Source organism: Haematobacter missouriensis, from assembly GCF_000740775.1.
Lineage (GTDB): Bacteria > Pseudomonadota > Alphaproteobacteria > Rhodobacterales > Rhodobacteraceae > Haematobacter > Haematobacter missouriensis.
The window spans coordinates 24586-37372 of record NZ_JFGS01000004.1 but is presented as its reverse complement, the minus strand read 5'-3'; the positions used below and the strand labels follow the sequence as shown (position 1 = coordinate 37372).

At 63.9% G+C, this 12787-nt stretch carries 13 protein-coding genes and 1 pseudogene; 7 read left to right on the top strand and 7 right to left on the bottom strand.

Annotation, left to right across the window (positions count from 1 at the left end; genetic code table 11):
- Window positions 1-96: 96 nt before the first annotated feature.
- Window positions 97-1164, top strand: coding sequence for a recombinase RecA (recA, locus tag CG51_RS05845; RefSeq protein ID WP_035743077.1), 1068 nt, complete (start codon window positions 97-99; stop codon window positions 1162-1164).
- A 34-nt stretch (window positions 1165-1198) separates the two neighbouring features.
- Here recA and CG51_RS19950 read toward each other — a convergent pair whose 3' ends face one another.
- A complete protein-coding gene (locus CG51_RS19950; protein WP_143412827.1) occupies window positions 1199-1426 on the bottom strand; it encodes a hypothetical protein in 228 nt (75 codons plus the stop codon).
- A 340-nt stretch (window positions 1427-1766) separates the two neighbouring features.
- Here CG51_RS19950 and CG51_RS19445 point away from each other — a divergent pair.
- Window positions 1767-1964: pseudogene (locus CG51_RS19445) on the top strand (transposase); the annotation flags it as partial.
- A gap of 458 nt (window positions 1965-2422) precedes the next feature.
- On the opposite strand, the gene lexA reads toward CG51_RS19445, so the two are convergent.
- The 4 genes from lexA to trpC all read right to left on the bottom strand — a co-directional run bounded on the left by lexA (window position 2423) and on the right by trpC (window position 5797).
- Window positions 2423-3109 (bottom strand): transcriptional repressor LexA, encoded by a 687-nt coding sequence (lexA, locus tag CG51_RS05840; RefSeq protein WP_035743074.1) that lies wholly within the window; start codon window positions 3107-3109, stop codon window positions 2423-2425.
- Between the two features lie 62 nt (window positions 3110-3171).
- The gene (locus CG51_RS05835; RefSeq protein WP_035743071.1) at window positions 3172-4356 is read right to left on the bottom strand and encodes a molybdopterin molybdotransferase MoeA; all 1185 of its coding nucleotides are present in this window, start codon (window positions 4354-4356) and stop codon (window positions 3172-3174) included.
- Window positions 4353-4877: a cyclic pyranopterin monophosphate synthase MoaC gene (gene moaC / locus CG51_RS05830; RefSeq protein WP_051930150.1), complete on the bottom strand. Its 525-nt coding sequence runs from the start codon at window positions 4875-4877 to the stop codon at window positions 4353-4355. The genes CG51_RS05835 and moaC overlap by 4 nt, the downstream gene beginning before the upstream one ends.
- Before the next feature lie 110 nt (window positions 4878-4987).
- On the bottom strand, window positions 4988-5797 hold the full coding sequence (gene trpC / locus CG51_RS05825) for an indole-3-glycerol phosphate synthase TrpC (protein ID WP_035743272.1): 810 nt from the start codon (window positions 5795-5797) through the stop codon (window positions 4988-4990).
- A gap of 90 nt (window positions 5798-5887) precedes the next feature.
- Between trpC and CG51_RS20525 the strand changes: the two genes are divergently transcribed.
- From CG51_RS20525 to CG51_RS05805, 4 genes are all read left to right on the top strand, one after another.
- Entirely contained in the window at window positions 5888-6229 is a 342-nt protein-coding gene (locus CG51_RS20525) for a hypothetical protein (RefSeq protein ID WP_198947618.1), read from the top strand.
- A 189-nt stretch (window positions 6230-6418) separates the two neighbouring features.
- A complete protein-coding gene (locus tag CG51_RS05815) occupies window positions 6419-7207 on the top strand; it encodes an inositol monophosphatase family protein (protein WP_035743068.1) in 789 nt (262 codons plus the stop codon).
- Between the two features lie 403 nt (window positions 7208-7610).
- Complete coding sequence (locus CG51_RS05810) at window positions 7611-9443, top strand: ABC-F family ATP-binding cassette domain-containing protein (protein ID WP_035743065.1); 1833 nt, start codon at window positions 7611-7613, stop codon at window positions 9441-9443.
- A 36-nt stretch (window positions 9444-9479) separates the two neighbouring features.
- Window positions 9480-10571: a CaiB/BaiF CoA transferase family protein gene (locus CG51_RS05805; protein ID WP_035743063.1), complete on the top strand. Its 1092-nt coding sequence runs from the start codon at window positions 9480-9482 to the stop codon at window positions 10569-10571.
- Between the two features lie 204 nt (window positions 10572-10775).
- Here the strand turns inward: CG51_RS05805 and CG51_RS05800 are convergent, their stop codons facing one another.
- Window positions 10776-11234 carry a hypothetical protein gene (locus tag CG51_RS05800; protein ID WP_035743059.1) on the bottom strand — a complete coding sequence of 153 codons (459 nt, stop codon included), beginning with the start codon at window positions 11232-11234 and terminating at the stop codon, window positions 10776-10778.
- 258 nt (window positions 11235-11492) lie between these two features.
- On the opposite strand from CG51_RS05800, the gene CG51_RS05795 reads away from it, so the two are divergent.
- A complete protein-coding gene (locus CG51_RS05795) occupies window positions 11493-11927 on the top strand; it encodes a SufE family protein (protein ID WP_035743056.1) in 435 nt (144 codons plus the stop codon).
- A 3-nt stretch (window positions 11928-11930) separates the two neighbouring features.
- On the opposite strand, the gene CG51_RS05790 is transcribed toward CG51_RS05795, so the two are convergent.
- Complete coding sequence (locus tag CG51_RS05790; RefSeq protein ID WP_051930106.1) at window positions 11931-12677, bottom strand: type 1 glutamine amidotransferase domain-containing protein; 747 nt, start codon at window positions 12675-12677, stop codon at window positions 11931-11933.
- Window positions 12678-12787 lie beyond the last annotated feature (110 nt).

The following is a 12787-nucleotide window of genomic DNA, read 5'->3' as shown; positions in this document are numbered from 1 at the left end:
TGTTCTCGTTTTGATCGCATAGATAATGAGAACAATAAAAGAACTTCCGGCGAAGGTTGCCGGTCGCGGCAGGCTGTGACAAGAAGGGCGCATCACATGGCAATGGCGAACCTCCTCGACATGACGGACAAGCGCGTGAGCGACAAGCAAAAGGCCCTCGACTCGGCGCTCGCCCAGATCGAGCGGCAATTCGGCAAGGGCTCTATCATGAAGCTCGGGGTGGACAGCCCCGTCGCGGAGATCGAAGCCACTTCAACGGGGTCGCTCGGCCTCGACATCGCCCTTGGCATCGGCGGTCTGCCGAGAGGGCGGATCGTGGAGATCTACGGCCCGGAAAGCTCGGGTAAAACGACGCTCACGCTACACGTGGTGGCGGAGGAACAGAAGAAGGGTGGCGTTTGCGCCTTTGTCGACGCGGAACACGCGCTCGATCCCTCCTATGCACGCAAGCTGGGCGTCAATCTGGATGAACTGCTGATCTCGCAGCCGGATACGGGTGAGCAGGCGCTGGAAATCGTTGATACTCTGGTTCGCTCGGGCGCGGTCAATCTGGTGGTGGTCGACTCGGTGGCCGCCCTCACTCCCAAGGCGGAGATCGAGGGGGACATGGGTGACAGCCAGGTCGGCGCTCAAGCGCGTCTGATGAGTCAGGCGATGCGGAAGCTCACCGCTTCGATCGGCCGGTCGAACTGCATGGTGATCTTCATCAACCAGATCCGCATGAAGATCGGTGTGATGTTCGGTTCTCCTGAAACCACTTCTGGCGGGCAGGCACTGAAATTCTATGCCTCCGTTCGCCTCGACATCCGTCGGACTGGCTCCATCAAGGATCGGGATGAGGTGGTTGGCAACACCACGCGGGTGAAGGTGGTCAAGAACAAGGTCGCGCCGCCCTTCAAGCAAGTCGAATTCGACATCATGTACGGCGAGGGTATCTCGAAGACCGGCGAACTCCTCGACCTCGGCGTTAAGGCCGGGGTAGTGGATAAGTCGGGCTCGTGGTTCTCCTACGGCGATGAGCGCATCGGTCAGGGACGTGAGAACGCCAAGCAGTTCCTGAAAGACCATCCCGAGGTTGCCTCTACCATCGAGGATCGTATCCGTGCTGCCCATGGTCTCGATTTCGCCATTGCGGAGAACGATGGCGACATGGTCGAGGATTGAGGAAAAGGGCCGCTTTTAAGCGGCCTTTTTCCACTCAGCGGGCCGATGGACAACCATTGAAGCCGCGTCGTTGGACTTCTGTTAGCACACTTGCTTTCGTCTCTGGCTGAGTGCGCGGATTGCCATAGAGGTTGCAGAGGCTGGTCAAGGACATGCCTGCGAATTCCTGGGCGCGCTGCTCGGGCGTGTTGGATTCCCGATGATTGGATGAAGCCTGTCCACATCCGGCAAGTAATACCATGATCAAAACCATATTTTTCATCGTTCATCCTTTCCAAGATAACTGCGATGGACTTATCTCATCTGCTATAACTGCTAATAACTTGTCCATCTGATGTTGTAGTCCGGTCTAGAATGAGGACCGGACATGAACGTATCGAAGTTCACCCAACAGCGGGCCATCGCGATCCTTTGCAAGCAGGAGCAGGCGTGAAAACGATCGCGATCCGTCGCAGGCCCAAGATCAGCCGGGCAGGGGAGCCATCTTTTGCATCTGGACTGGAGGGGGCGAAGTTCGTCGAAAGATATCTACCATAAGTTGTGTTGACAAAAAGATTCCGCTGGCCCGCGTCCTGTAATTCAAGGTCCTCTCTAGGTGGAAGATGATGTTGGCTCGCAATCTGGTATCTGACGATGAGTGGGCCTTCTTCGAAGGCTTTATTCGTGCCGTCCGGCACCCGAACGGGCGTAGACCTGCGGATCATCGCCGAGTTCTGGATGGCATTCTCTGGATCGCAAGAACCAGCGCGCCTTGGCGCGACCTGCCGGAGGAGTTCGGCAAGTGGTCCTCGGTCCACCAGATCGGCTGTCCAAGACGATCCGTGTTAAGCAAATCTCCGAATTCGTTTCCTAAAAGCCAGGCTGATGCCGTCACATTTGGACTTCGTCCAGCCAAGTAACCTCATCGATGCCTTTCAGGCTGTTTCCCAGACGGAGTAGGAACACAAGTGGATCCAACCCTCATGCTGAAGCTCACGAACAGATGGGGGTTTAGCGCCAGACTACCATCGCGAATCCCCGTAGCCCGATCAGTGCAAGACCCGATCACACTCATTAAGTTCCGCAGCATACCTACGAGCGGCGGCGACGAAGCTCCGCAAGTCTAACCCCGGTTAACGTAGGGTCCGCCTCAATCACCAAGGTCCGCTGATGCTCCATTGAGACACCCGCTGAAAGCTGTCACATCTAGGAAAGCCGATGAAAATCTGCAAAATCTGCATCGGAAAGCGGTTAAAAAAGCCCCCGATGATCTAGCCTGTCAATAGCTTCGAATCAGCCCGACAAGCCGACCCTGCACCTTTACCTGATCATCCCGGAGAAGGCGGGTCTCATAAGTCGGATTGGCCGCTTCAAGCGCTATCATCGACCCGCGCCGCCGGAAGCGTTTGAGCGTTGCCTCCTGACCCTCGACCAGAGCCACGATGATGTCACCATTATCTGCCGTGAGCTGTTCGCGAATTACCACGATATCACCGTCATTGATCCCGGCCTCAATCATGGAATCACCGCGTACTTCCAAGGCATAGTGATTTCCGCGACCGGAAAGCATCTGTCCGGGGACCGCGACATGATGTGATATCTCACTGATGGCTTCGATCGGCGTACCGGCGGCAATCCGTCCCATTACCGGTAACTCCGTCGCGTGGATCGGCGTAACAGGGCGTGCACCCTTTGGTTGGGAGGGGCGATCCCCGTCAATGACGCGGGGCGCGAAGCTTGCTTTCTCCATTGCTTCCGGCAGTTTTAGAATCTCAATGGCCCGCGCGCGATGGGCGAGGCGGCGAATGAACCCGCGCTCCTCCAGCGCAGTTATAAGGCGATGGATGCCGGATTTGGAGCGAAGATCCAGCGCCTCCTTCATTTCATCAAAAGAGGGAGGAATGCCGTCACGCTGCATTCTTTTATTTATAAAATCCAGAAGTTCCAATTGCTTGCGCGTCAGCACGGAAATTCTCCCGCCAGTATGTTCCGCTTAAGTTCTAACGGTGTTCGTGCTTTGTGTCAAACTTAAAAAGGAAACCAAGCCACTGTTTCCCCGGCTTTTCTCGGTGGGTCGCCGATGGGGCGGAAGAGGAGTGCATTCGAATCCGAAAGCACCGCGATGAGCGAGCTGTCCTGACTTTCTGCAGGATGCAGCAGGGGCAGCGCTCCGGTCTCCTCCAGACGGGCTCGCATGAAATGCGCGCGGTTGCCGTTCCCGGCGACATCCCGGGAGAGGCGGGCGGTGCGAGGGCGTGGAAGGGGGTCCGAGTGGCCCTGCATCGCGCGCAGCATGGGGAGCAGAAACAGTACCGCGCAGACCATGGCGGAGGCCGGGTTGCCCGGCAGCCCCAGAAGCGGCACGTTTCCCCTTCGCCCGGCCATCAGTGGTTTGCCAGGGCGCAGGGCAATACGGTGGAACTCCAGTTCCAGCCCGAGGTCTTTACCCCGTTGCGACATCAGGTCATGATCTCCGACCGAGGCACCTCCGATCGTGACGATCAGGTCGGCGCCCGCCGTCAGGTCCAGCACCGTTCTCAGGGCATCGAATTCATCGCGGGCGAGGGGAAGGATGCGGGCGATGCCACCCTCCGCCTCGATCATCGCGGCGAGGGCGAAGGAGTTGGCGGAGACGATCTGGTCGGGACGCGGCGTTTCGCCGGGCATGACGAGCTCATCGCCGGTGGCGACGATGGCAACGACCGGGCGGCGACGGACGCGGACATCGGGAAGATTCATCGCAGCGATCAGCGCCAGATCGGCGGGAGAAAGGCGGCGTGGTGCGGGCAGTGTCGCTCCGACCGCGAAGTCACCCCCGCGCGGGCGGATGTAACTGCTTTCGGGATCGACATGGTCAAGCGTGACAAGCGTGTCGTCGCGGCTCGTGTCTTCCTGCGGGACGACAGCAGCCGCGCCCTCTGGCACCGGCGCGCCGGTAAATATGCGGAGCGCCTCTCCCGGTGACAATCGACCTGGATGGGCATGTCCGGCACCGGCTTCACCGATCACACGGAGCTTCGCCCCGGTACGATGATCGGCGGCGGTAATCGCATAGCCGTCCATCACGGAAGCATCGAAGGGGGGTTGATCGCGCCCTGCCAGAACAGGTTCCGCAAGCACCCGGCCGGCGGCCTCCCGGAGCGGCACCGTCTCCACGGTCAACGGAGAGACGAGGGCCAGAACCCGGGCCTGCGCCTCCTCATGGGGGATCACGGCGCATCACCGGAGATGTAAAGACCGGAGCGCCCTCCATCCTTCATCAGCAGACGAATATCGGAGATGACCATACCCCGCTCGACCGCCTTGAGCATGTCGTAAACGGTCAGCGCGGCGACGGTGACCGCGGTCAGGGCCTCCATCTCCACACCTGTCCGGCCGGTGGTCCGTACCGTCGCCTCGACCCTGAGGCCCGGGAGCGCGTGATCGGGCACGAGATCCACAGCAACCCGGGAGAGCGGCAGCGGGTGGCAGAGAGGGATCAGATCAGCGGTGCGCTTGGCAGCCATGATGCCCGCCAGACGTGCCACGCCGATGACGTCTCCCTTTTCCGCGGCACCGGTGAGGATACGGGACAGCGTGGCTTCCGTCATCCTGACGCTGCCCGCCGCCGTCGCGGTGCGGGTGGTCACGTCCTTTTCGGTGACGTCCACCATATGGGCGCGGCCTTCCGCATCGAAATGCGTGAGGGGCTGGCTGATGCCCTCGCCATCCGGGGAGCCGGGTGCACCGGCCATGGCGGCGGCGGGAGGCTCGCCGACCGAATGGTCTGCTTCCCCGTCAGCCGTCCCCTGCAGGCCATTCTCGGGCGAGCTGGGGACAGCAGAACCGGCGCAGGAGGGCTCGCTCACCCCATCGCTCCGACCATGGGGTTGGCCAGGAGAGTGCGCGTGGCGGAGGCGACATCCTCCTGCCGCATGAGGCTTTCCCCGATGAGGAAGCAGCGCGCTCCATATTGCGCCAGATCGGCGAGATCGGCGGGCGTGGACATGCCGCTTTCCGCAACGATCGTGCGCTCCGGCGGGACAAGGCGCGAGAGGCGACGGGTCACGTCGAGGCTGGTCTCGAATGTATGAAGGTCTCGGTTGTTGATCCCGATGAGCGGTGAGGTGAGGTGCTGCGCGCGCTCCAGCTCCGCCTCGTCATGCACTTCGATGAGCACATCCATGCCCCAGTCCTTCGCGGCGCCCTCCAGCTCCGCGGCAAGGCTGTCGTCCACCGCAGCCATGATGATAAGGATCGCATCGGCGCCAAGGGCGCGCGCCTCCGTCACCTGATAGGGGTCGAACAGGAAATCCTTGCGGAGCGCCGGAAGATCCACCGCTTCGCGCGATGCGGTCAGATAGCTGTCCTCCCCTTGGAAGGACGGGCCGTCCGTCAGCACCGAAAGGCAGGTCGCCCCGCCCTCGGCATAGGCGCGGGCGAGAGCCGGCGGATCGAAATCGGCACGGATGAGTCCCTTTGAGGGGCTGGCCTTCTTGATCTCGGCGATCAAGCCGTAGCCGCCGTTCGACGCCTCGATCAGCCGCTCGGCGAAGTTGCGGGGCGCGGAGGCAGCGCGCGCGTCGGCCTCCACATCGGAAAGCGGCCGCGCGGCCTTGCGGGCGGCCACTTCTTCGAGCTTGTAGGCCCGGATCTTATCGAGGATCGTCGTCATGGCCGGAAGGTAGCGCTGCCGCCGCTCAAAGGAAAGGGCCGCGCGCGGATCGCGCTTGCGGGCGGGACCAGATGGCGGCAACAGTGCCGCATGGCAGACACAGTTCCCTTCCTCACGCCTGCGCCGAAGATCCGGCACAGCGCGGCCTGGCAGGCCGCTTTCGCACCGCCCGTCCGGGAGGAGCGGCCGCCCTTCGGCATCGGCCACAATGGCGGCCCTCCCTTGCAGGGCCTTGGCATGGTGTTGCGGTGGCAGACGGAGGTGAAAGCTGCGTGGAAAGCCCCGGTCGAGGTGGTGCGGCGGCGGATGAAGCTGGCGGAAGCCTGCGGACTGACCTACCGGGAATATACGCTGGAGATACTGGAACGTGGGCGCTGGCTCACACCCGGGCAAGACAGCGCGCGAATCGCGCAGATCATCGAGGGGCGGTGACGGCCCGCGCTCCTCTCCCCATCCAACTCCGGGAAGCATCACGTCCGGCTTGCTAAGAAACGGGCAGGCCGGCTTTCACGCGTAAGGCAAAGCACGCTGACGGTCGGCCACGCGGCATCAGCAGAAGGAGGCGCTTTCCTTATCCTTCGGCAGCCGCTATATGCGCGGGCTGATCGAAAGGAGCCTAGCATGCGGGGCAGCGCCAATCTCAACCTGATGATCAAGGCCGCGCGGCGCGCGGGCCGGAGCCTTGTGAAAGACTTCCGGGAGGTCGAAAACCTTCAGGTCTCCTCCAAGGGGGCAGGGGATTTCGTCTCCAAGGCCGATATCGCCGCCGAGCAGATCATCAAGGAAGATCTTCTCGCCGGACGCCCGACCTACGGCTGGCTGGGCGAGGAGACGGGCGCCATCGCGGGCGCGGATCCGACCCGGCGGTGGATCGTCGATCCGCTTGACGGTACCACGAACTTCCTGCACGGGCTTCCGCACTGGGCCGTTTCCATCGCGCTTGAGCACAAGGGGGAGATCGTCTCCGCCGTGGTGTTCGACGCGGCGAAGGACGAGCTTTACTGGGCGGAGAAGGGCGCAGGCGCGTGGATGAACGAGCAGCGTCTCCGCGTCTCCGACCGCCGCACGATGATCGAGTGCATCTTCGCGACCGGTGTTCCCTTCGGCGGGCGCAGCACGCTGCCGGCAACGCTGAAGGATCTCGGACGGCTCATGCCGGTCTGCGCCGGTGTGCGGCGCTGGGGGGCGGCGGCCCTCGATCTCGCCTATGTCGCGGCGGGGCGCTACGACGGCTATTGGGAACGCGGACTGAACCCCTGGGACATGGCGGCGGGTCTGCTGCTGGTGCGCGAGGCGGGTGGCTTCGCAGAGGCCGTCCGCAAGGACGACGACCCGATCGAAAAGGGCACCGTTCTGGCCGCGAACGCGAATATCTTCGACGGTTTCGCCAAGATCATCCGCGAAGCCTGACAGGCGGCTGGAAAAGGCTTTAAGGTCCGCGTTGGAGTGAAATCCGTCGCAATCTGGCCAAATCCAGCCGGAGAGCCACGCATTTCGAACAGTTCATGGCTGATTTACCCACTTCCACAGCCTGGATGTCAGACACCTGACCTTTTGAGCAGCTTGCCAAGGAACCCTGCCGATGCAGGGTTCCAGTCTGGCGCACGCCAAGCAGTAACACCGGCGGGCGCAGGGGCCACGGACCGTCGAGCGACCGGTCTGCCCGCTCCGAAGCGGGACTGCGGCAAAGGGCTGGTGCCACCACCACGCGCTTGACGCGACCGTCATGTCACTCCGGCGGCGGAACGCAAGGCAGGCCCATCAAGCACAAGCGCCTGTTGACCTCCGACCGGCGCGGCACTAGGCCAACGCCATGGCACGCGCTCCCCTTCTCCAGCTTTCTGGCATCTCTCTCACCTGGGGTGGAAACCCCGTTTTCGCAGGTCTCGACCTTGTGGTGCAGCCCGGTGACCGGCTGGCGCTCGTCGGTCGCAACGGCTCCGGCAAATCGACGCTCATGAAGGTCATGGCGGGGCTGGTGGAGCCCGATGCGGGCGAAAAGGTGCTCTCGCCCGGGACGCATGTTGGCTACATGGAGCAGGAGCCTGACCTGTCGGGCTTTGCCACGCTGGGCGACTTCGCGGCGGATGGCCTGCCCCCGGGTGAGGAATACCGTGTCGCGATGGCCGCCGAAGGGCTGGGCTTCCGCGCCGAAGCGCCGGTTGCCACGGCGTCGGGTGGAGAGAAGCGGCGCGCGGCGCTGGCAAAGCTTCTGGCGGGAGAGCCGGAGCTGATGCTGCTTGATGAGCCGACCAACCACCTCGACATCTCCGCGATCGGCTGGCTGGAGGAGACGCTTTCGACCACGCGCTCGGCCTTTGTGCTGATTTCCCACGACCGGGCGTTCCTGCGCCGTTTGGCCCGCGGAATGCTGTGGATCGACCGGGGGCAGGTCCGCAGGCTGGATCAGGGCTTCGACGGGTTCGAGGACTGGCGCGATCGCATCTGGACAGAGGAGGACGCGGCCCGACACAAGCTCGACCGCAAGATCAAGTCGGAGGCGAAATGGGCGGTGGAAGGCATCTCCGCCCGCCGCAAGCGCAACCAGGGCCGTGTCCGTGCGCTCGCCGCGCTGCGGGAGGAGCGGTCCTCCATGATCCGCCGTCAGGGTACGGCGGACCTCGCGCTGGAGGCCGGAAATCAGTCAGGGCGTCTCGTCGTGGAGGCCAGCCATATCTCCAAGGCTTTTGGGGAGCGGACGATCCTGCGCGATTTCTCGCTCCGCGTCCTCAGGGGCGACAGGGTGGCCTTCGTCGGGCCGAACGGCGCGGGAAAGACCACACTCATCGGCATGCTGACGGGGCAGATCCCTCCCGATACCGGCACGGTACGGCTCGGCACGAACCTTGAGATCGCGATCTTCGATCAGGCGCGCGCGCAGTTGAACCCGGCGCAGACGCTGTGGGAAAGCCTTACCGGCGACCCGGAGATGCGCGTTTCCGGCCAGTCGGATCAGGTGATGGTCCGGGGGCGGCCGAAACATGTGGTGGCCTATCTCAAAGACTTCCTGTTCGACGAACGGCAGGCGCGCGCGCCGGTGAGCGCGCTATCCGGGGGGGAGCGCGCGCGGCTCCTGCTGGCGCGGATCATGGCGCGCGAGTCGAATGTGCTGGTGCTCGACGAGCCGACCAACGATCTTGATGTTGAAACGTTGGACCTGTTGCAGGACCTCCTTGGCGAATATGATGGCACGGTGCTGCTGGTCAGTCACGACCGTGACTTCATAGATCGTGTCGCGACCACGACCGTCGCGATGGAGGGGGATGGACGCGCCACCGTCTATGCGGGCGGCTGGAGCGACTACCGTGCCCAGAAGGCGGGTGGCGCGCCAACTGCCACCGATGAGCCAAAGGGCCAGCCCCGCAGGGCGGAGCCGAAGAAAGACGGCGCGCCCCGGCAGGAAAGCGCGCCGGATCGCACCGGTCTCAGCTTTACCGAGAAGCACCGGCTGGAGGCGCTGCCCGCCATCATCGCACGGCTGGAGGCGGAGATCACGAAGCTCACCGATTTTCTTTCGGATCCCGACCTGTTCACACGGGAGCCTGCCAAATTCGCAAAGGCCAGTTCCGCCCTGACGGAGCGGCAGGAGGCGCTGTCACAGGCGGAGGAGGAATGGCTGGCGCTGGAGGAACGCGCCTCCGGCTGACGCTGGATACGCCGGGGTCAAAAAAGGGGGGAGAGGATGACGGAAGGGAATGGCCCGCTCGCGGGGATCAGGGTTGTCGAGTTCGCGGGGCTGGGACCGACACCCTTCACCGCCATGCTCATGGCCGACATGGGCGCGGAGGTCATCCGCATCGAGAGACCCGGCAGTGAAAGCCTGCTTGGCCTGGACTACGACATCCTGAACCGGGGCAGGGGCTTTATCCGGCTGGACCTGAAGAATGCGGAGGACAGAACGACAGCCCGTGGCCTCGTCTCCCGCGCCGACGCGTTGATAGAAGGCATGCGGCCCGGTGTCATGGAACGGCTGGGCCTAGGCCCGAGCGATTTCCCGGAGAACCCGAAACTGGTCTATGGGCGGATGACGGGCTGGGGACAGACGGGACCGCTCGCCCCCGCGGCGGGACATGACATCAACTACATCTCCCTCTCTGGCGCTCTGCATGCAATCGGGCCAGAGGAGATGCCTGCGGTTCCCCTGAACCTGATCGGGGATTTCGGGGGCGGTGCGCTCTATCTCGCCTTCGGCATGGCTGCTGCGCTGCTGGAGGCTGCCCGCTCCGGCAGGGGGCAGGTGGTGGACGCCGCGATCACCGATGGCACGGCGCATCTCATGTCGATGATCTACGGCATGCGCGCAGGTGGCCGCTGGCAGGACCGGCGTGGCGCGAATCTTCTGGACGGGGGCGCGCCCGAATACGGCTGCTATCGCTGTGCCGATGGCCGTTTCGTTTCGGTCGGGTCGCTGGAGCCGAAGTTCTATGCCGAACTGCTGGCGCGGCTCGGCCTGAATACCGCTGACCTGCCGGACCGCTCCGATCCTGCGAACTGGCCGAGCCTCAGGGAGACCTTCGCCGCCGTCTTTGCGACGCGGAGCCGTGACGCATGGTGTGCGGAGATGGAGGGGACGGATGTCTGCTTCGCCCCCGTCCTGTCGATCGATGAAGCGGCCAGCCATCCGCACAACGTGGCGCGTGGCGCCTTCGGGACGTGGGATGGCGTTGTGCAGCCGGCACCGGCCCCGCGCTTGTCGCGCACGCCCGGGGTGGTGCGCGAGACGAGCCAGACGGAGCCGTTGGCGGTGGCGGACATTCTGGCGCGCTGGGACTGACCTCGCAGGCTGCTGAAAGCCGGTCACGCCGGGCTTGCGTAGAAAGCCAGAACATCTGTCCGGTCACGCGCCAAAACCCGCGGTTTCCGGGGCGCTCCTCAACAAGATGGGATAGTTCTCCACCCAAAGGGAACTGTGAAGTGCTTTTTCAGCAGCCTGCGACGGGCGGCGGCGCGAAGTCGCGCCCCTCCTCCTGCGTTCCGGTCAGCGGGCGCTCACACTCCGCTGGTTGGTTGCTCCGACGACGACGATATGTCGGATGCCCTCAAGCTGATAAGCGTTGATGAATCGCGCCGCCATTACCTCACGCGCGGCGGTCGAGCCTGCGGGAACGGGTGTGCCTGGCGGGACGGCTACGAACCGGTAGGTCATCGTGCCGTTTTCGGCCGTGCCCTGCGAAAGCAGCGCGACGTTCCAGTAACCCTGGGTCGGCGGTAGCCCGGTTGCACGGACGATCACGCCGCCCGGGGCCTGATCGATCGTAAGCCCCGTTACCTGCGCGACCAGCGGCCGGGTGTCCACAGTCGCCGCAGCATAGCCTTCCTCCGGCTCCAGCGTGTCCGGGGACGATCTCGACCCCGCCCAATTCATCGGATTCCAGCGCGAGGCGCAGCCACCAAGCGCGATGACCAGCGTCAGGGCGGCGAGCAGCGGTATCTTCATCGGACGTCCCTCGTTCTTGGCTTCTTCGGTAGCCGAAAGGGCGGCCGTTGGAAAGCCAATTCCGGCTCGACCCCAGTGCCGCCGGTCCAGGGCCGCTCGCGATACCCCGTGTGTCCCGGCACGCCCGCGAACCGGGATGGAGCGTCGCCCCCGCGCGACGGAGCAGCGAGTGCCGCGCCCTCTGCAAAGCTACTTCTAAGGCTGGGGCTGGACGAGGGGCGACTGGACGCTTAGGTCCAATGCCAAAGGAGACCTGCCGTGGCCACGCCAGCTTTTGAAGACATCGCCGACACGTTCGACTTCCTCGACGATTGGGAGGACCGCTACCGCCATGTGATCGAACTCGGCAAGGCGATGCCGCCGCTCGACGATGCCTTTCGCGTACCTGCGACCAAGGTGGATGGCTGCGCCAGTCAGGTCTGGATCCGCCCGGTCATGGATGGCAAGGGCGCGGATGCCGTGTTTTCCTTTGAAGGCGACAGCGATGCGATGATCGTCAGGGGACTGATCGCCATTCTCCACGCGCTCTATTCCGGGTTGACGGTGGCAGAGGTGCGCAAGGTGGATGCACCGGGTGAACTGAAGCGGCTGGGCCTTGACGAGCATCTGTCATCACAGCGGTCAAATGGTCTCCGCGCAATGGTTCGGCGCATTCGCGACGTGGCGGATGCGGAGGCAGCCCGCGCCTCCTGACCGTTATCCCGGGCGCCGGAAAAGCGCGGGCGGCACGAGTTCCAGTGTCGGCTGCGCGCCTTGCATGTCGGCCAGCGCGCTCAGCACAAGGCGGGCGACCGGTGCCGCGGAGGCCGGATTCTGCCCGGTAACCAGGCCACCGTCACGGAGCGCGTGGGGCCGGAACATATATTCGTTGCGACCGATCCTCGCACCCCGCTCCACCAAGGCCGCTTCGATGGAATATGGCGCGGGGCCCACGGCGGAAAGCTCTGCATCCGGTGCGGTGCTGATCCGCCGCCGCCGGACTATCGGCTCCCCTTCCGCGTCCAGTGCCGTCAGAAGCGCCGCCGCTCCGGTAGAGACTGTCGCGACAACACCGCCTTTGGCAAGAACGGCGGAAACAAGCGCGCCGACCTCCGGCGTTTCGTGCAAGTCCCACAGCGGACCGACACCGCCCGGAAAGAACAGAGCGTCGAAATCCTCAGCCTTGGCAGCAACGACGGGCAGCGTACCTTGAAGCAGTTCCATCTCCTGCCCACGCTCCTGAAAGCGGCGGACGGAGCGGGAGATACGTCCATGCGGGCCATCGACCTCAGACCCTGGTAGACCGGTCGCTTCTCCGCCAAGCACCGAACCCACGACGACCTCGTGCCCCGCATCCCGGAATGCCCAATAGGGAGTGACAAACTCCTCCCAATGGAAGCCCGTCGGTGTCCGGTTTCCGCCGGTTTCGCGCCGCGAGGTCAGAACGAAGAGGATGCGCGCCATGGGAACTCCTTTCGGGACTTTCTCCTGCTTACGGGAGCGACCCTCTCAGGGCAAACCCACAAGTACAGCAGGTCGGCGGAAAGAGGCCGGCATTCCCCCTTCAACCGGCG